The organism is Parafrankia sp. Ea1.12 (genome assembly GCF_900465275.1).
GTDB lineage: Bacteria > Actinomycetota > Actinomycetes > Frankiales > Frankiaceae > Parafrankia > Parafrankia soli.
Window position 1 is genome coordinate 35,193 of record NZ_UBIZ01000338.1, and the last position, 16,718, is coordinate 51,910.

General features: G+C 69.8%; 20 protein-coding genes and 2 pseudogenes. 14 read left to right on the top strand and 8 right to left on the bottom strand.

The window, feature by feature from the left end; all coding sequences use genetic code 11:
* Positions 1-63 precede the first annotated feature (63 nt).
* Together FMEAI12_RS18735 and FMEAI12_RS18740 are read left to right on the top strand one after the other, a co-directional pair.
* Complete coding sequence (locus tag FMEAI12_RS18735; RefSeq protein ID WP_112107038.1) at positions 64-768, top strand: SDR family oxidoreductase; 705 nt, start codon at positions 64-66, stop codon at positions 766-768.
* An 86-nt stretch (positions 769-854) separates the two neighbouring features.
* Positions 855-1,349 (top strand): GNAT family N-acetyltransferase, encoded by a 495-nt coding sequence (locus FMEAI12_RS18740; protein WP_112107039.1) that lies wholly within the window; start codon positions 855-857, stop codon positions 1,347-1,349.
* A 48-nt stretch (positions 1,350-1,397) separates the two neighbouring features.
* On the opposite strand, the gene rox is transcribed toward FMEAI12_RS18740, so the two are convergent.
* From rox to FMEAI12_RS38355, 3 genes and pseudogenes are all read right to left on the bottom strand, one after another.
* Positions 1,398-2,822, bottom strand: a complete 1,425-nt coding sequence (gene rox, locus FMEAI12_RS18745) for a rifampin monooxygenase (protein ID WP_112107040.1) — start codon at positions 2,820-2,822, stop codon at positions 1,398-1,400.
* A 255-nt stretch (positions 2,823-3,077) separates the two neighbouring features.
* Positions 3,078-3,212 (bottom strand): hypothetical protein, encoded by a 135-nt coding sequence (locus tag FMEAI12_RS39270; RefSeq protein ID WP_255565710.1) that lies wholly within the window; start codon positions 3,210-3,212, stop codon positions 3,078-3,080.
* 43 nt (positions 3,213-3,255) lie between these two features.
* Positions 3,256-4,028, bottom strand: a pseudogene (locus tag FMEAI12_RS38355) (dienelactone hydrolase family protein).
* Positions 4,029-4,298: 270 nt separating this feature from the next.
* Between FMEAI12_RS38355 and FMEAI12_RS18755 the strand changes: the two are divergent.
* The 4 genes from FMEAI12_RS18755 to FMEAI12_RS18770 all read left to right on the top strand — a co-directional run bounded on the left by FMEAI12_RS18755 (position 4,299) and on the right by FMEAI12_RS18770 (position 6,264).
* Complete coding sequence (locus tag FMEAI12_RS18755) at positions 4,299-4,829, top strand: toxin-antitoxin system HicB family antitoxin (protein ID WP_165938650.1); 531 nt, start codon at positions 4,299-4,301, stop codon at positions 4,827-4,829.
* Between the two features lie 58 nt (positions 4,830-4,887).
* A complete protein-coding gene (locus tag FMEAI12_RS18760) occupies positions 4,888-5,757 on the top strand; it encodes a hypothetical protein (RefSeq protein ID WP_112107042.1) in 870 nt (289 codons plus the stop codon).
* A gap of 67 nt (positions 5,758-5,824) precedes the next feature.
* The gene (locus tag FMEAI12_RS18765) at positions 5,825-6,082 is read left to right on the top strand and encodes a hypothetical protein (protein WP_112107043.1); all 258 of its coding nucleotides are present in this window, start codon (positions 5,825-5,827) and stop codon (positions 6,080-6,082) included.
* Positions 6,058-6,264: a Tn3 family transposase gene (locus FMEAI12_RS18770; RefSeq protein ID WP_112107044.1), complete on the top strand. Its 207-nt coding sequence runs from the start codon at positions 6,058-6,060 to the stop codon at positions 6,262-6,264. Before FMEAI12_RS18765 ends, FMEAI12_RS18770 begins: the two co-directional genes overlap by 25 nt.
* 669 nt (positions 6,265-6,933) lie before the next feature.
* Here FMEAI12_RS18770 and FMEAI12_RS18780 read toward each other — a convergent pair.
* Both FMEAI12_RS18780 and FMEAI12_RS40000 read right to left on the bottom strand, forming a co-directional pair.
* Positions 6,934-7,134, bottom strand: a complete 201-nt coding sequence (locus tag FMEAI12_RS18780) for a hypothetical protein (RefSeq protein WP_112107045.1) — start codon at positions 7,132-7,134, stop codon at positions 6,934-6,936.
* 175 nt (positions 7,135-7,309) lie between these two features.
* On the bottom strand, positions 7,310-7,645 hold the full coding sequence (locus tag FMEAI12_RS40000; RefSeq protein WP_112107071.1) for a hypothetical protein: 336 nt from the start codon (positions 7,643-7,645) through the stop codon (positions 7,310-7,312).
* A 22-nt stretch (positions 7,646-7,667) separates the two neighbouring features.
* Between FMEAI12_RS40000 and FMEAI12_RS18790 the strand changes: the two genes are divergently transcribed.
* From FMEAI12_RS18790 to FMEAI12_RS18800, 3 genes are all read left to right on the top strand, one after another.
* Positions 7,668-8,243, top strand: a complete 576-nt coding sequence (locus tag FMEAI12_RS18790) for a PaaI family thioesterase (protein ID WP_165938651.1) — start codon at positions 7,668-7,670, stop codon at positions 8,241-8,243.
* A 246-nt stretch (positions 8,244-8,489) separates the two neighbouring features.
* Complete coding sequence (locus tag FMEAI12_RS38365; protein ID WP_235014183.1) at positions 8,490-8,705, top strand: hypothetical protein; 216 nt, start codon at positions 8,490-8,492, stop codon at positions 8,703-8,705.
* A 346-nt stretch (positions 8,706-9,051) separates the two neighbouring features.
* A complete protein-coding gene (locus tag FMEAI12_RS18800) occupies positions 9,052-10,287 on the top strand; it encodes an epoxide hydrolase family protein (RefSeq protein WP_112107046.1) in 1,236 nt (411 codons plus the stop codon).
* A 235-nt stretch (positions 10,288-10,522) separates the two neighbouring features.
* Here the strand turns inward: FMEAI12_RS18800 and FMEAI12_RS18805 are convergent, their stop codons facing one another.
* On the bottom strand, positions 10,523-10,837 hold the full coding sequence (locus FMEAI12_RS18805; RefSeq protein ID WP_131626264.1) for an HAD family hydrolase: 315 nt from the start codon (positions 10,835-10,837) through the stop codon (positions 10,523-10,525).
* Positions 10,838-11,086: 249 nt separating this feature from the next.
* On the opposite strand from FMEAI12_RS18805, the gene FMEAI12_RS36655 reads away from it, so the two are divergent.
* Positions 11,087-11,332 (top strand): hypothetical protein, encoded by a 246-nt coding sequence (locus tag FMEAI12_RS36655; RefSeq protein ID WP_112107048.1) that lies wholly within the window; start codon positions 11,087-11,089, stop codon positions 11,330-11,332.
* 96 nt (positions 11,333-11,428) lie between these two features.
* Here the strand turns inward: FMEAI12_RS36655 and FMEAI12_RS18815 are convergent.
* A pseudogene (locus tag FMEAI12_RS18815) lies at positions 11,429-11,668 on the bottom strand (ATP-binding cassette domain-containing protein); the annotation flags it as partial.
* Positions 11,669-11,801: 133 nt separating this feature from the next.
* Between FMEAI12_RS18815 and FMEAI12_RS18820 the strand changes: the two are divergent.
* The 3 genes from FMEAI12_RS18820 to FMEAI12_RS18830 all read left to right on the top strand — a co-directional run bounded on the left by FMEAI12_RS18820 (position 11,802) and on the right by FMEAI12_RS18830 (position 14,321).
* Complete coding sequence (locus FMEAI12_RS18820; protein WP_112107049.1) at positions 11,802-12,944, top strand: sensor histidine kinase; 1,143 nt, start codon at positions 11,802-11,804, stop codon at positions 12,942-12,944.
* Entirely contained in the window at positions 12,941-13,597 is a 657-nt protein-coding gene (locus tag FMEAI12_RS18825) for a response regulator transcription factor (protein ID WP_112107050.1), read from the top strand. Before FMEAI12_RS18820 ends, FMEAI12_RS18825 begins: the two co-directional genes overlap by 4 nt.
* 244 nt (positions 13,598-13,841) lie before the next feature.
* The gene (locus FMEAI12_RS18830) at positions 13,842-14,321 is read left to right on the top strand and encodes a DUF6326 family protein (RefSeq protein ID WP_112107073.1); all 480 of its coding nucleotides are present in this window, start codon (positions 13,842-13,844) and stop codon (positions 14,319-14,321) included.
* Positions 14,322-14,669: 348 nt separating this feature from the next.
* Here the strand turns inward: FMEAI12_RS18830 and FMEAI12_RS18835 are convergent, their stop codons facing one another.
* The gene (locus FMEAI12_RS18835; protein ID WP_160144295.1) at positions 14,670-15,230 is read right to left on the bottom strand and encodes a transposase; all 561 of its coding nucleotides are present in this window, start codon (positions 15,228-15,230) and stop codon (positions 14,670-14,672) included.
* 112 nt (positions 15,231-15,342) lie between these two features.
* On the opposite strand from FMEAI12_RS18835, the gene nhaA reads away from it, so the two are divergent.
* Positions 15,343-16,638: a Na+/H+ antiporter NhaA gene (gene nhaA / locus FMEAI12_RS18840; RefSeq protein ID WP_112107052.1), complete on the top strand. Its 1,296-nt coding sequence runs from the start codon at positions 15,343-15,345 to the stop codon at positions 16,636-16,638.
* Positions 16,639-16,718: the final 80 nt, after the last annotated feature.

Below are 16,718 nucleotides of genomic sequence, written 5' to 3' on the forward strand. Positions count from 1 at the left end.
AGTGTCGGGGGGCGCGGCGAGGGCTCCTGCATGCGGGAAACCTAGCGGGCACGATGTGTCGGCATGACCGCACCCGTTCTCCTGATCACCGGCGCCTCTTCCGGCATTGGCGCTGCGACCGCACGCCTGGCCGCGGGTATGGGCTGGTCGCTCGTGCTGGCCGCCCGGTCCCGCTCCGCGTTGCGCGCTCTCGCCGCGGACCTCGGCGGCCCAGCCAAGGCCGTGGTGGCGCCCTGTGACGTGCAGGACTGGGCTCAGGTCGCCGCCCTCCCCGCCTGCGCCGAGGATGCGTTCGGCCGGCTCGACGCGGTGTTCGTCAACGCCGGGGTGTTCACTCCGACCTCGTTCCTGCACGCCACCGGCTCCCCGGAGCAGTGGCGCGAGATGGTGCTGACGAACGTCTACGGCACCGCTCTCGTCGCCCGCGCCACCCTGCCCACTCTCGCCCGCTCTCGTGGGCACCTGGTTCTCACCGGATCGGTGGCTGGCCGTGTCACTGTCCCCGGCCAGCTGTACTCGGCGACGAAGTGGGCTGTGACCGCCCTCGCCCAGTCGATCCGCGCCGAGGCCACCCACACCGGTGTCCGCGTCACCCTCATTCAGCCTGGCCTGGTCGACACCGGCGAAAGATCACCCGACCGTGTCACCGACCCGGTGCTCGATGTGGAGGACGTCGCCCGCGCTGTCCTGTTCGCCCTCGACCAACCCGACGCTGTCGACATCAGCGAGATCGTCATCCGTCCGACCGGCCAGCACCCTCACCGCTGAGGACGGCACGCGATGTTGGCGGGGTACGGCGGTTCGCGCTGTTGATCCGTGTTGGTCAGCGGACGTCACGGTGGGATGATCGTGATGTGCAGGTCCGTCAGGCTGGTGTTGCCGATGCCGAGGGGATCGCGCGGGTGCATGTGCTGTCCTCGCAGGCCGGGTATCGGGGGTTGTTGCCGCAGCCGCTGCTCGACGGGTTGCGGCCGGCGCAGCGGGTGCCCCGGTGGACCGCGACGGTGCGGCAGACGAGTTGGCCGGGGCGGGGTGTCCTGGTCGCGGACGATGCGGGTGCCATTGTCGGTTTCGTGGACCTGCGTCCCGCTGAGGACGACGACCCGGACGCGGTCGGGGTCGGGGAGATCACCGGGTTCTATGTTCTACCGGCGGCCTGGCGGCAGGGGGTGGGGCGTCACCTGATGGCCGCGGCGGTCCGCGGGTTGCACGCGGCCGGTTACATGTCCGCGATGTTGTGGGTGTTGGAGGCGAACACCCGCGCGGTCCGTTTCTACTCGCAGCTGGGTTGGGAGCCGGACGGCTCCTCCAGGGACAGGCTTGTGCGGTATCGGCGGAACCTCGGCTGACCTCGGGTCAGGCGCTGTAGTGGCGCCGGCCGGCCACCGGGGGCGCGTTCAGGTGGTGGCGGCGCCGAACCAGGCGGGTAGGTGGCTGAGCAGATCCTGCTGGTTTTCGCCGACCCAGGCGATGTGTCCGTCTGGGCGTAGGAGCGCGGCGGGGACGTCCAGTTCCTCGCTGACGTCGACGACGTGGTCGACCCGGTCCGCCCAGCCGGCGACGGAGAGTTGGCCGGTCTGGTCGAGGAGCAGTCCGCGGCCGCGGTGCATCAGCGCGTAGAGGCGGTCGTGTTTTAGTGCGATGTCGCGCATCCGCCGGCCGAGCAGGTGATGGCCCTCGCCAAGGTCGTAGCGGATCCCGATCGCGATGATCTTTTCGGTGAGGTGCCGGTTGACGTCGTCGAAGTCCATCAGTTCGGTCAGGAGTCGGCGGACTGCCTGGGGGCCGGGTTCGAGGGACATCAGTTCCATCTGCGCGCGGGTGTTGTTCAGGACGTCGGCGGCTACCGGGTGCCGTTCGGTGTGGTAGCTGTCCAGCAGGCCCGCTGGTGCCCAGCCGGTGATCTCGGCAGCGAGTTTCCAGCCGAGGTTGAACGCGTCCTGGACGCCGAGGTTGAGTCCCTGCCCGCCGGCCGGCGGGTGGATGTGTGCCGCGTCGCCGGCGAGCAGGGCCCGGCCGGTCCGGTAGCGTTCGGCCTGCCGGGTGGCGTCACCGAAGCGGGAGAGCCAGCGTGGTGAGTGCGCGCCGAAGTCGGTGCCGGCGAGCTTGCGCATCTGCTGCTTGAGCTCGTCCAGGGTGGGCGGGGTGCGGTCCTCGGTGACCCCTTCGGCGGGTGCGACGAGGCGGTACACCCCGTTCTCCAGTGGCACGGCGCCGAACCGTTTGTGGGTTTTGCGGACCTCGGTCACCACGGCGTTCACCGTTTCCGCCGGCGCGGTCAGCTCCACCTCGCCGAGCAGCGTCTCGTGTCTGGTGGGCTCGCCGGGGAAGGCGACGCCGAGCAGTTTGCGCACGGTGCTGCGGCCGCCGTCGCAGCCGACGAGGTAGCGGGCGCGTAGCCGGGTGCCGTCGGCCAGTTCAGCGGTCACCGCGTCGTCGTCCTGGCGCAGGCCGACCAGTTCGTGGCCGCGTCGGATCTCGGCGCCGAGTTCGGTGGCGTGCTCGGCGAGCAGCCGGTCGGTGATGGGCTGTGGGATGCCGAGGGCGTAGGGGTGTGCGGTGTCGAGCCGGTCAGGGGCGGGTTTGCTGATGCCGGCGAAGAATCCACCGACCGGGTACTGGGTGCCGAGTGCGAGGAACCGGTCGAGCAGGCCGCGCTGGTCCATGATCTCGATGCTGCGGGCATGCAGGCCGAGTGCCCGCACGACCGGGGTCGGCTCGGTGTCCTTCTCGAGCACGAGCGCGTCCACGCCGTGCAGTCGCAGCTCGCTGGCCAGCATCAGGCCGGTCGGTCCGCCGCCCACCACTATCACGTCAATCATGAATCCTCATTCACCATTCACCGAGAGTGCGTTTTCGGCCAGGTGCGTCGCGCGGTCCGGCGGCGCGGATATCCGCGCCTGCGCGTGCGTCGCGATCCCCGATTTCCGCAGGTCCTGGCTTCGGCTGGAGATTCTGCAGCACCACCCTGGTCTTGCCGCAAGCCCCCCGGTGTGCTATATCTTAGAAGTGGCAAGGAGTGGGTAGACTTCCTTGCCTTCTTCTTTTCTTCGCCCGTTGTGGGTGGAGAAGTTTCGCTACGGCGGCGGGCCGAGTTCGCGGGCGATCAGGCCGGTGAGCAGGACGACGGTGCCGCCGGCGAGCGCGAGTGCTGCGAGTCCGCGCCACGCGGCGGCGGGGCGGGGTCGTTCGACGTGTGCTGCGGCACGCACCCGCTCATTGTGTGTGCCGCAGCCTGATCGATGTCAGTGCGGGTCAGAGCGGGTTCGACTGGGGCTTTCCGGTGAGGTGGTGGGTGAGGAAGCGTTCGTCGCTGTCCATTTCGACCCTGGGAGGTCGACGTGCCGGCCGGGGTTGGCGTGCAGCGTCTTGTCCGGGGAGGCGATGGCGTCGAACAGGGCGAGGCCGGTCTCGCGGGGTACGAGTTCGTCGTCCCACTGGAGCAGGAACCGTACCGGGACGGTGAGGCGGGCTGCGGCGTCGGTGAGGGTGTCGCCGGTACGGGTGTCGCAGCCGACGAGACCGAACACGGCGGCGGTGATTCTCGGTTCGGCGGCGACGAACGGCATGCCGATCCTGCTACCCAGCGACACACCCCAGTAGCCCACGGGGCCGGCCGCGCCGACGTCGTCGACGTTCTGGAGGGCGTCGAGGGTGGCCTGCCATTCGGGTACGGCCTGGGTGGCGCGGCGGGCGTTGTCCTGGGCGATCAGCGCGGCGACGGGCTCGCCGGTCGCCATCTGCTGCCGCAGCCGTGCGGTGAACTGCTCGTCGTGCGCGGTTTTCGGCCGGTCGCCGTGGCCCGGTGCGTCGATCGCCGTCACCGCGAAACCGTGGCGTGTCACGTAGCGGTGGGCGCGGGCGAGTAGGCCTGGGGCGGTCTTGTACTGGCCGCCTCCGTGGCCGAGCAGGACCAGGGGGCGGGGACCGTGGGCGTCGGCCGGGGTCCAGAGCGCGCCGGGGATCCCGCCGTGGGTGAACAGGCGCTCGGTGACGCCGTTGCTGACTGTCTGCGAGGTGAGACGCATGGTGGCGTTGCCTTCCGGGATGCGTGGGGATGCTCCCGGCGGCCACCTCACGTCAGAGGCGGTGCCCCGCGGTGCGGACGAGGGAGAGCACCCGTGTGAGTGGAGCGGAAACGGGTCTCACCTCCTCAGGTCGCGGATCGACGTGGGCACAGTACCAGTCGATGGTCATCGCTTCCCTGGGAGCGGGGCCGGTGGGTGGGCCGGCCGCGCGGCACCGGGATGACGGCATCCCGCTTGCGGGTGACGCCGCTATGGCGTCATGATGGCGTCATGGAGCTTGCGTCGTATGTCGACAGTCTGCGTCGGGATCTTGCCGTCGCCGCGGAAGCGGGCGGGCCGGAGGCGCGGGCCCTGGCCGAGCGGCTCGCCGCCCCGCTGGAGTCGGCGGCCAGACTTGTCCTGCTGGAGGCGCTCGCGGCCGCCGCCGAGGAGATCAGCTGCGAGCTGGCACCCGGCTCGGTCGACGTGCGGCTCCGCGGCAGCGACCCCGACTTCGTCGTGACATCACCATGGCCGGCCGAAGATGTCAGCGGTGACGTCACCGCCGACGTGCCCGCGGCGCCGCCCGGCGGCGGCATGGCGACAGAGGTGCCAGGAGACAGCGAGGGCCGCACGGCGCGGATCACGCTGCGCGTGCCGGAACATCTCAAGCCCCGCGTCGACGAGGCCGCCGCCCACGCGGGCATGTCGGTCAACACCTGGCTGGTGCAGGCGATCACCACCGCCCTCGACCCGACCGCCGCCACCCTTCGGCGTGCCGACCCGCCGCGCGGCTACCGCTACCGCGGCTGGGTCCGCTGACCGCAGCCCCCACAGCACCATCCACCCGTCCCCATATCCACCCTTGAGGAGACCTGCCATGGCGACGTTCGACACCCCGACCCCGATCCTCACCGTCCTCGACGTGGGCGCCGGCACCGTACGCATCGACGCCGAGGAACGCACGGACACCGTGGTGACGGTGCGCCCCCGCGACCCGGGCAGCGACCATGACACCCGGGCCGCCGAGCAGACCACCGTCGACCACGCCGACGGGCGGCTGGTAATCCGGGGCCCGAACCGGACGGTGCGTTCCCTGTTCGGTGGCAGCGGCGCGGTGGTGGTGACGATCAGCCTGCCGGCCGGCTCCCGCGTCGAGGCCCGCACCGCGGCCGCTCTCACCACCAGCGGCCGGCTCGGGGACTGCCAGTTGCACGCCGCCGGCGGCGCGGTGACCCTCGAGCGGACCGGCGGCCTGCGGCTACGTACCTCGCACGCGGCGGTGTCGGTGGGGTGCGTGGACGGCGACGCCGACATCGCCACCGCCCGCGGCCCGATCCGGGTCGGGCGGGTCGAGGGGGCCGCGCGAATCCAGACCGCCCGCGGTGAGATCCATCTCGGAGAGGTCGCTGGTCCACTGACAGTCGCCAGCGGCGCCGGGCCGATCAGCGTCGAGCGGGCCGGCGCCGGTGTGCACGCCCGCGCCGGCCGCGCCGCCATCTGTCTCGGGGAGGTCGTCCGCGGCACGGTCACACTGGTCTCCGGCCACGGCCGGCTGGAGGTCGGGATCCGCGAGGGCACCGCCGCGCTGGTGGATCTGCTGTCCGGGCACGGCCGGGTCCGCAACGACCTGTACGCGACCGACGAGCCCGACCCGGACGAGGAGACCGTCTCCGTGCGCGCCCGCACCGGCCACGGCGACATCGTGATCCGCCGTGCGACACCTGCCACGGAGAAGACCCTCGCGTGAACGGCGAGCGGGGCGGCCGGTGGCATCGCTGGTCGACAGTCCGACAGTCTCGGCAGAGCATGGTGCGGTGGCAGACCTGCATCGGCGTGAGATCGGTCGGCTGTTCAACGAGGTGCCGGAGCTTTACGACCGGGTCCGGCCGAGCTACCCCGACGAGCTGTTCGTCGACGTTTGCGGATCACCGGCCTGGCCGACACCCGGGCCGTGGCGCACCCGCCCCGACGTCGACTACGGGCCGCTGAACAGTGTCTCCGGGCACGTCGTGAACCTGGCCCGGATCGTCGAGCACTGGCAGGAGACATGCTCCGCGTCGCCGGCTCCCTGATCACCGGGGAGGTCCGCGCCCACGACGTGATCCGCATGCTCACCCGGGACGGGAACCCGACCGGGCTCGGCAACGCCTTCGTCGCCTACGGCCGGCTGTTCAAGACCCTCCACGTCCTGCAGGTCCTACATGACGAGTCCTACCGGCGAATGATCGGCGCCCAGCAGAACATCGCGGGATGAGCCTGTCCGGCGAGATCCGACAGGACTGCCGGGATCCCAAGATCGCCCTGACGGACCGCCTTCACCGTCACCGGCCAGGCCGGGGCCACCGCCGCCACCTGGAACCCCACCCTCGTCATCACCACCCCGACGACGCTGACGGCCGGCACCTACACCGCCACGATCACCTACTCCGTCGCCTGAGTCAGCGGGTGCGGCGGCGAGTGGCGGGGTCGACGTTTGGAGCGAGCGGGCGAGGCGGTCGAGCGCGGGCACGACGAGGGTGTCGTCGGGGTGCCTGAACTCCGTCAGCCGAGCACGCCCTCATCCATGCCGTGCCCCGGGGCTGACCGCCGCCACCGTCCATCCGCCCCACGGCGCCGACCCGCACGCCGCCCTAACCCACCACACCGCCGTCTGACGGTCCGGCGCCGCTATCCGGAGAGCGCGAGCCGGCTGGTGATGTCGAGCTTCACTTCGCCGTCTCCACGCCTGTCGGGCAACAGGGGTCTGAGGCCGCTGGGCAACCTCGCCCACGACCTGCCCTCGGATCTCGGCAACGTGGTCCTGACGGCCGCGGACGACATTGTCAACGTTGATCGACCCGCCAGCACGGTCGTCACGTAACGATCGAACTTTCGGCAACCACGCCGGCGCAGTCCTGACTTCCCGCAACGATCATGCTGTCGCTCAGTACCCCCGGCGCCACCGCTCCTTCATCTGCCGGTACTGCTCGTCCCGCCGCCTGTTGGAGTCGCGGGTATCCCAATAGGCCTGCTGGTCCCTCTTCCACTTCTCGTCCGAGGGAGGACCGTTCCTGACTCTGCCGTAGATGTTCAGAGCCGCGAGCGCTAGAAGCCCGAGCCACATCATGATCGCTACACCCGACATGATCCTCCTCTGTGGAACCGCGACGAAGACCAGAACGCGCCTGGCCAGGGCGGCGGCGCGAAGCAGTCCAAGTAGCCGCCGCCTGTAGAACGATCACACAAGCGGAACGATCCCGGACGGTGTACGTCCACACGAAGCGCGTCAACGGGCGCCGGCGTCATGCGGGCAGGCTCCGTCACGACGCACGCCGCGTCGAAGCCCGCACCGTGGCCACCCTCACCGCCCACGGGGCCGGCTCGGGGACTGCCTGCTGCACACCGGCGGCGGTGAGCTCACCGCCGCGCGGCACCGGCAGCGGAGAAGACCCTCGTGTAAACAGCGAACCTGTCAGCTCAGGGGGGCCTCGCGCAGGCGACGCTGAACGCCCACCTCGGCGCCGAGGCTGATGCCGTCCCGGCGGAGGAGCCGCCGGGCGTCCCGATCGGCGGCGGGCTTGTTCAGGGTCGGCCCCGAGTCGGGTGAGTAGGTCGTTGCCGCCCCGGGTGTCCTCACCGAGTAGGCCGAGCAGCAGGTGTTTCGGTAATGTCCGTCGCGTGACGGAGTACCGTGCGGACCTCCCGCCGGATCTGACAGTGCCGGAACGGCACCCCGAGGCCCCCGCCGCAGGAGTGGAACTGCCCTCGCACTATGTGCGGTGCTTCGGTTGCGGTTCCGGTGAGCCCGACGGCCTGCACCTGCGGGCCTTCGCCGGCCCAGGGCTGACGCTGCAGGCCAGGTTCGACGTCACCGAACATCATCAGGGCGCCCCGGGTCTGGGTCATGGCGGGTTGCTCACCTGCGCCTTGGACGAGACCCTCGGGCTGCTCAGCCATCTGACCCGCACGAGCCGGGTCACCGCGCGCCTGGAGACCGACTTCCGGCGGCCGGTCCCGGTCGGTTCCACCTTGTTCATCGATGCACGGGTGGACGGCGTTTCCGGTCGGAAGAGCTACGTGAGCGCCGAGGGCCGACTCGATACCGCGGACGGGCCGGTTGCCGTGCAGGTGCGGGGGGTGTTCGTCGAGGTGACGCTCCAGCACTTCATCACCCATGCGCGCGCCGACGAGGTTAGGGCGATCGAGCAGGATCCCGGCCTGGTCGATCTGGGCGACTACACCGTCAATCCCTGATGAAGGATCTCGCTCCGGCGGCCCGGACTTCGGCCGTTTCGTGGACAATCTGCGTCATCTGCTCGACGTCGTTGCCGGTGTTCGGCCGCCGTCCGAGGTGGTGACACAGGTCGCCGATCAGTTCGCGCGGATCAGCGCCCGGCTGGCGCCGTTCACCGTGCCGGAGTCCGCGAGGGCGACGGGGCTCCGTCTGGATCTCCCCGGCCGCGGTCAGACGATGGCACCCGCTTCGACGAGGCGCTGGCCATGCTGGCCAACACGGGGCGGCCCTTCGCCCGGTTGGTGTACGTGAACGTCACCTTCCGCTCGTTGACCCGTGTCGACGTGCCGCTGCGCCTGGACGCGACGGTCGACCGGGTCGAGGGCCGCAAACTCTTTCTCACCGGTCGTCTGTTCGACGGCGACACGTTGTGCGCCGACGCCGAAAGCCTGTTCGTCCAGCTCAGACCGGCTCAGCCCTGAGTGACTTCGCAGCCAGGAGGTGCGGTGTCCGAGGGGAGGATGCACGCCGGCGATGTGGACATCGACAGGCGCGGGTGGGCCGATTGATCGCGACGCGTTCCCACGTGGGCGGATCTTCCCCTCGTACCGGGGTCGCCGAAGTATCCGCCGAAAATCGGGCGGATACGGCTGACCAGCGCTGATCCGATGGCGTTCAGGCCGTGCGCGGTGAGGTGGTCGGGGCGAGCGCGGTAGCGGGCATGGAGCAGTTCACGGCGGTGTTCCTTCGCCTGGCGTCGGTAGAGCAGACGCCGCGTCGCTCAGGCCGACGACACCGCTTCCCGCCATCCAGCAGGAGAATCACGCCATGACCCCCCCGCGCGCCTTCCCCCTGGAGCCCGCCCCGATCCATGTGTCCGACGACGTCCTCGATGACCTGCGCGCCCGTCTCACACTGACCCGTCCGCCGCTGGACGAGGGGAATGAGGACTGGTCCTACGGCGTCCCGGACAGCTATCTGCGTGAGCTTGTCGCCTACTGGCGGGACGGCTACGACTGGCGCAAGGCAGAGACCGCCATCAACGCCTACGAGCACTACCAGGTGAGCGTCGCCGGTGTCCCGGTGCACTTCATGCGCAGGCCCGGCCGCGGCCCCCGCCCGATTCCGTTGATCCTCACCCACGGCTGGCCGTGGACGTTCTGGCACTGGTCGAAGGTGATCGACCCGCTCGCCGACCCGGCCGCGTTCGGCGGTGACCCCGCCGACGCGTTCGACGTCCTCGTGCCGTCCCTGCCCGGCTTCGGTTTCCCCGGCCCGCTCACCGGCTTCTCCGACGTCAACTTCTGGAAGGTCTCCGACCTCTGGCACACCCTGATGACCGAGACCCTGGGATACGAGAAGTACGCCGTCGGGGGCTGCGACATCGGCGGGATCGTCTCCAGCCAGCTCGGCCACAAGTACGCCGACGAGCTGTACGGCATCCACATCGGCTCCGGGCTGCCGCTCGACTTCTTCACCGGCCCCCGCGCCTGGGACTTCGCCCGGAACCGGCCCCTCACCGACGACCAGCCCCCCGACGTCCGCGCCCGGATCATCGAGCTGGACCACCGCTCGGCGTCCCACCTCGTCGTGCACATGCTCGACGGCGCCACCCTGGCCCACGGGCTGAGCGACTCACCCGCCGGACTGCTCGCCTGGCTGCTGGAACGCTGGAACGCCTGGAGCGACAACGGCGGCGACGTCGAGTCCGTCTTCACCAAGGACGACCTGCTCACCCACGCCACGATCTACTGGGTGAACAACTCCATCGCCACGTCGATGCGTTACTACACCAACGCCAACCGCTACCCCTGGGCCCCCGCCCACGACCGCACCCCAGTCGTGCAGGCCCCGGTCGGCCTCACCTTCGTCACCTATGAGAACCCGCCCGGCATCCACACGGCGGGCGAGCGCGTCCAGGCGTTCAAGACCGGCCCGCAGGCCGACTGGTTCAACCACGTCAACGTCAACGCCCATGACCACGGCGGCCACTTCATCCCCTGGGAAAATCCCGACGCCTGGGTGAGCGACCTGCGCCGCACCTTCCACGGCCGCAGGCCCTGAACGACCCTGCGGGCTCGTCTGGCGACGGCCAGTCGTGAGCGACGCGAGAGCGACGTCGCGGCAGTTCCGGCGGCGATTATCGGACGGTGATCGCCGCCGCCGTACCCACCTCGCACAGGACTCCCCGAACACGGTGAGGTAGCGGTCGGCGATCCAGGCGTCCAGAAGGCCGGGACTTTCCGGAACCGGCTCGCCGAGCATCGGCAGGAAGGAACGGAGCCTGCGTCGGTGGTGCTCAGCGAAGGAGCACTGACCGGCCAGGTATTCCCGCATGTGGCGCCCCTCCAAGCGTCCACCACAGCATCACCAGCTCCTCCGGTGGAGCCGCCGCGTTCGGCGCGGCCTGGACGATCTGACCGATCGCTTCCAAGACCGCGCTTCGATGATCGACCAGGGTGCCGTCCAGATCGAAGAAAATCACATCCGCCATAGAGATGATCATCTCGTGGCGCTTGTCCCTGACGCCAGAGGAGTCGCCGGCCGGACCCGCCACGAACTCGCCGCCGAGCCACAGGCCATCTAGATCATCGCCGTTTGCGGCTGGTGACACGTTTCTTACCGGCACCCCAATGCGCGGAACGTCACCACGGACCCCGTGACGGCCAGACATCTACGCTTGTCGGGGGTCGCCGTAGCATCGGAGAAAAATCGGGCGGATATGGCTGACCTGCGGTGATGCCGAGCTACACCTGGTGGGGCAGGCTGGAGAGCGCCTCGGTGGCCTGGCGCACGGGAGAAGCGGGCCCCAAGCGGTGGGTCGCGGTCTTGCCCGCCCGCCGGGTAGCGGAAGAATTGCCTTGTGCTCTATCGGATCATCCAGCGTAGGCATACGGGTGGTACCTACGGGCCCTGGCAGCCAGTCACCGACACGCTGCTCGTCTCTCTCGACCCAGCCGAGAACGAGATCGAGTTCTCGGCTGACGACCGCCGGCTGGACACCGACCAGGCGACGCCGTGCGACTGCAACCTCTTCCCAAGCGATCACCGGCACCGGGTGGGGGCGAGTCCGACAGGCATACGCGGCCCCAGGCCCGCCGACGACTGAGCGCCCCCAACCTCACCGGACGGCCCCGGCTATCCGGGGTCCCGGTAGGAACGGAACGAAAAACCGGTGTTGCTGTCAAAATTTTTGACGGCCCGAGGTCGAGTCCGCCAAGGTGGCGAGGCCCGGGTTTGGCAGGTCGGCGTACCGGGCGCCGAGGACCTCCACGTGGCCGGAGGTGGCCGGGCTCAGGCCGACCATGATCCGCATGGTTGTCGACTTGCCGGCCCCGTTGGGGCCGAGGAAGCCAGTCACGCGGCCCGGTCGGGCGGTGAACGAGACGTCGTTGACGGCGGTCATGCCGCGATAGCTCTTGGTCAGGTGGTCAACAGTGATCATGACCGGAAGCCTCGCCGCGGCCGGCCTTCCGGCACATCGGCGTCGAGGCCGGACCCGCCTCTGCCATTGGGGGGAGCGGCGTCTCGTTCTTTCGGTGGGTCTCCGACGCCTGGGCTGTCTCTAGGCTGGGTGTGTGTTCACTACCGGCCTGCGCTCGCTCTGGGACGAGCCCCGCGCCGCGGACACGCCCGAACGGGTGTGGCTCGACCGGGTGCTGGTCGGCGTGGTGATGGTGGCGGCGTTGCTCGAAGGAACCCTCCGAGAGGACGTCACCTGGGGGCCGGTCGTGACGATCGTGACGGTCGGACTTGCGCCGGTGCTGCTATGGCGGCGTGCTCACCCGTTGGTCTGCGTCGTGGTGGGCTTCGGCACCGGGATGGCGTTAGGACTGGCGAGCTGGCTGGGCGGGACCCCAGGCGTGGGCCTAAACACGATGATCTACATCCTGGTGCTCGTCTATTCGCTGGTCCGCTGGGGCACAGGGCGTCAGATCGTGATTGGGCTGCTGGTGGTTGCGGTCGCCGCGGTGTTCAGCTTTGCGACCGACTACACCGGGCCAGCCGAGCTCTTCGGCGGGTTGGCGGTCCTGGCGGCGGCGGCAGCGGGCGGAGCGGCGTTCCGCTACCGCGCCGAGAGTCGGCGCCGGGCGCTCGACCAGGTCCGCAGCCAGGAGCGCGTCGGCCTCGCGCGCGAGCTGCACGACTCGGTCGCCCACCACGTCTCGGCGATCGCTCTGCAAGCGCAGGCTGGCATGACGATGGCCGCGAAGCGACCTGAAGCGGCGCTCGAGGCGCTTGCGATCATCGAGGGGGAAGCGTCGCGGACGCTGGCGGAGATGCGAGCGATGGTCCGGGTGCTGCGTGACGGAGCGCCGGCGGAGTACGGTCCCCAGCCCGGCGTCGCCGACCTGGTGTTCCTCGCCCGCCGCGAACCGGACCCCGTCGTCGACGTGGAGTTGGCGGGTGATCTGGCCGGACTTCGGCCCCAGGTCGACGCCGCCGTGTACCGGATGGCGCAGGAGGCGCTGACCAACGCGCTGCGGCACGCCCGAAACGCCTCGCGTGTGGAGATCAGGGTCGTCGAGGGCGCAGGAAGGCTGCGGCTCCGCGTGACCGACGACGGCCAGATCGACCCGGCGCGGCCAGCGACCCACGGTTTCGGGCTGCTGGGGATGACCGAGCGCGTGCAGCTGCTCGGCGGCACGCTACGCGCTGGGCCGACGCCCGAGGGCGGGTGGGCGGTCGACGCCGAGCTGCCGATGGATTTGCCCCTATGACGACGCGCGTGCTGGTGGCAGACGACCAGGATCTGGTGCGCACCGGCCTGTCGATGATCCTTGACGCCCAGCCCGACATCGAGGTCGTCGGCCAAGCCGCCGACGGCAAGGCCGCCGTCGAGCTGGCGCATCGGCTCCGCCCCGACGTGTGCCTGGTCGACATTCGGATGCCCGGGCTGGACGGCATCGAGGTGACCGAGCTCCTCGCAGGGCGGGGCGTAGCGGACCCCATCGCGGTGGTGGTGATCACGACGTTCGACCTGGACGAGTACGTCCACGGCGCGCTTCGGGCCGGAGCCCGAGGATTTCTCCTCAAGGATGCCGGGCCAGAGTTGCTGGTGCAGGCTGTCCATGCCGCCACCGTCGGCGATGCCCTGATCGCGCCGAACATCACCCGCAGGCTGCTAGCGACCCTTGCCGCGGGGGCCTCATCGAAACGCCGTACCCAACCTATCGAGCCGCTCACCCAACGCGAGGAGGAGGTGCTGAAACTGGTCGCTGTCGGCCGCACGAACGCGGAGATCGCCGCCGAGCTGTTCATCAGCTTGACGACCGCCAAGACCCACGTCGCGAGCCTGCTGACCAAGATCGGCGCCCGGAACAGGGTCGAGATCGCGATGTGGGCCTACGACACCGGCCGGGTGGGGCACTGAACCGAACCTGACGTACATGCACGACGACTGGTCCCGGCCGGGGGCGACCGAGGCCCACAACGAGCGCAGCGCCTTCGTCACCTTCTGTCCAGTGTAGGGACAGCGCGGCAGCGGCGGATCAGCCGAAAGCACGAGAGAGAGACCATCTCATCGGCCAGGCGAACTCCGGCCTCCGGGCCGGTGTGCCCGCCGCCGGGCTCAGCGATCGTGGACGTACCGATCCTCACCAACGACGGAGCCCATGATGAGAACGCGTCAACCCACCACCACACTGGAGGACCAGCCGATCCCGGTGAGAGCCAAGCTCGCCGCGGCGTGGACCAGCTTCATGTTCCTGTACGCCTACGTGGACATTCTCAACTTCTTCACGCCCGGCGTCATCGAAGACATCCTCGACGGCAAGGTCTTCGAGTTCGACCTCTCCCAGACCTTTTCGACCACGGCGCTGACCCTAGTGGCCATCCCGATCCTCATGGTCGTGCTGTCGATGACGCTGCCCGCCCGGGCGACCCGCATCACGAACCTCATCGTGGCCTCGCTCTACGTTCCCGTCACGGCATTCAACGCGGTGGGCGAGTCCTGGCTGTACTTCTACGGCCTTGGCATCGTACTGGAACTGATCCTACTCGCCCTCATCGTGCGGTACGCCTGGACCTGGCCCCGCACCGCACCGTCGGCGACCAGCCCGGACCGTGAAACCGTTCGCGCCCAGCAGCAAGCGTGAACCCAAGAACGGTCCCCGTCCTGTTCGGAGCCATCTGCCTCGGTGCCGCGGTGTGGGCCTCTCGTGGCGGTGGGACACCAACTACCACCACTGGGACGTCGCGTAGGGGCCTTCCAAGGCCACTACCGGCAGGTCAGGTCATCGGATGCGCACACAGGCCCACCGCAGTAGGAGGCCGTGGCCGGGAGGCGCGGGATCGTCGGGGTCCGGTAGGTACGGAGCAGGGAACCGGGTTGGTAAACATTCACGTGGCTTAGAGATCTTGCTGTAAGTGACGGTCTTTGGGCAGTGCTGTGGACCGCGCCGGTGGTGCCGGCGTGGTGGGCCGAGGCTGGTCCGGTCCGCGGGTCAGGTGGGGACGGCGGCCGGGGGTGTCCAGGGCGCGCCGCGGAAGGCGTCGATCATGGCTTTCAGTTCGCTCTGGCCGTGTTTGCGGCCGCTGACGAGGTAGCTGTAGACGGTGAGCCGGTCGCGGGTGGCGGTCTCGGAGGTGAGCCGGCCGGAGATGTTCTCCTGGGTCCGCCAGGGCCTGAGATCCCTCTCACTGATGTTGTTCGTGGGCCAGACGCGCAGGTCACCGACGAAGCGGAGCACGTCTTCCTCGCGGTCGCGCAGGCACTCGAGCAGGTTGCGGGCGGGTGGCTGTTTCCCGCTGGCTGCCCGCGGGACGCTCGCGAGGCCGACCTTGACGGCGTCGCGGAACTCGGTGACCCCGACCAACACGGCGGCGAACGGGATCCGGGCCAGGCCGGCGGCACGCGCCTGGTTCCAGGCGTGGACCAGCCCACGAAGGGCCCGCTGAGCCTGCTCGGGCCATGCCTGGTCGGGGTAGGACTCCCGCGCATCCTCAAGATCCCTAAGAAGGTGCGCGGCGCACAACTGGTGCCCACCGATGGTCACGAACAGCACCGCGTCGCCAGCCGGGTCAGCGGCGTCCAGGGCAGGCTCTCGACTACCGTCAGAAGCGGTGCGCCGGGAAGTCTGGTCGGCAAGATCTGACCCCTTCCCGGAAGGATGCCGCATGACGGTGCCCCGTGGCCGCACGCCCCGCCTGTTCGCCCGCGGTTCGTGGCCTGAGGCCAGGCGGATCGCCGACATCCTGCGCCAGGAGACCGTCGGGGGTGTGCTGCTGCTGACCGCGGCCGTGGTCGCGCTGGGCTGGGCCAACTCGCCCTGGGCAGACACCTACGAGTCGCTGCGTGGCCTCTCGGTCGGGCCAGGATCGCTGCATCTGGACCTCACCCTGGCCCAGTGGGCCTCCGACGGCCTGCTCGCGGTCTTCTTCTTCGTGGCCGGGCTGGAGCTGAAATCGGAGTTCCTCGCCGGGGATCTGCGTGACCCCCGCCGCGCGGCAGTCCCCGTCGCGGCGGCGGTCGGCGGCGTGATCGTGCCAGCCGTGCTGTTCACCGCCGTGAACCTGCAGGCGGGCCAGGGCGCCGCCCGCGGCTGGGCGATCCCGACGGCCACCGACATCGCGTTCGCACTGGCCGTGCTCGCGGTCATCGGCCGACGCCTGCCATCCGCGCTGCGGACGTTCCTGCTGACGCTCGCCGTCGTCGACGACCTGCTGGCCATCACGATCATCGCGGTGTTCTACACCCATCATCTCGACCCGCTCCCGCTGATGCTCGCCACCGTCCCGCTGGCCCTGTTCACCGCGCTGGTGCAGCGGCGGATCAGGTCGTGGTGGCTGCTGCTGCCGCTGGCGGGAGCGACCTGGGCACTGGTACACGCATCCGGGGTACACGCCACGGTCGCGGGGGTGCTGCTCGGCTTCACCGTCCCGGTGCGCGGCCGGAACAGCGGACCCGGACTGGCCGGGCAGTTCGAACACCGCTGGCGTCCGCTGTCCGCGGGAGTAACGGTCCCGGTGTTCGCCTTCCTCGCCGCGGGAGTGCCCCTCGGCGGCGGCAGCGGACTCGCCCAGACGCTGACCGTCACCGTCGCCGTCGGGATCATCCTCGCTCTCGTGATCGGCAAACCGGTCGGGATCTTCGCCGCCGCGTACACCGTCGCCCGGTTCACCCGCGCCGACCTCGACGAGAACCTGTCCTGGCTCGACGTCCTCGGGCTCGCCCTGCTCGGCGGGATCGGTTTCACCGTGTCCCTGCTCATCGGCGAGCTCGCCTACGGCGAAGGCAGCCTCCGCGACGACCAGGCGAAGGTCGCCGTCCTCACCGGCTCTTTGCTCGCCGCCAGCCTCGCCACGCTCGTGCTGCGCGCCCGAACCCGCACCCACCGGCGGATCCGCGAAGCCGAAACCACCGACGTCGACCGCGACGGCACACCCGACATCTACCAGACCACCGCGACGTGAGCCGACGCAGGAAACATCGCCGGCAGCATGACCTGACCTCCGCCGGCTGTCAAAAAGTTTGACAGCAACACCGGTTTTCC

Excerpts from the sequence above, each read along its gene's own strand:
- FMEAI12_RS18735 (WP_112107038.1), top strand. The coding sequence starts at position 64 with ATGACCGCACCCGTTCTCCTGATCACCGGCGCCTCTTCCGGCATTGGC.
- rox (WP_112107040.1), bottom strand. The coding sequence starts at position 2,822 with ATGATTGACGTGATAGTGGTGGGCGGCGGACCGACCGGCCTGATGCTG.
- FMEAI12_RS18755 (WP_165938650.1), top strand. The coding sequence starts at position 4,299 with ATGGAGCTTGCGTCGTATGTCGACAGTCTGCGTCGGGATCTTGCCGTC.
- FMEAI12_RS18760 (WP_112107042.1), top strand. The coding sequence starts at position 4,888 with ATGGCGACGTTCGACACCCCGACCCCGATCCTCACCGTCCTCGACGTG.
- FMEAI12_RS18770 (WP_112107044.1), top strand. The coding sequence starts at position 6,058 with ATGCTCCGCGTCGCCGGCTCCCTGATCACCGGGGAGGTCCGCGCCCAC.
- FMEAI12_RS18780 (WP_112107045.1), bottom strand. The coding sequence starts at position 7,134 with ATGTCGGGTGTAGCGATCATGATGTGGCTCGGGCTTCTAGCGCTCGCG.
- FMEAI12_RS38365 (WP_235014183.1), top strand. The coding sequence starts at position 8,490 with ATGCTGGCCAACACGGGGCGGCCCTTCGCCCGGTTGGTGTACGTGAAC.
- FMEAI12_RS18800 (WP_112107046.1), top strand. The coding sequence starts at position 9,052 with ATGACCCCCCCGCGCGCCTTCCCCCTGGAGCCCGCCCCGATCCATGTG.
- FMEAI12_RS18825 (WP_112107050.1), top strand. The coding sequence starts at position 12,941 with ATGACGACGCGCGTGCTGGTGGCAGACGACCAGGATCTGGTGCGCACC.
- FMEAI12_RS18830 (WP_112107073.1), top strand. The coding sequence starts at position 13,842 with ATGAGAACGCGTCAACCCACCACCACACTGGAGGACCAGCCGATCCCG.
- nhaA (WP_112107052.1), top strand. The coding sequence starts at position 15,343 with ATGACGGTGCCCCGTGGCCGCACGCCCCGCCTGTTCGCCCGCGGTTCG.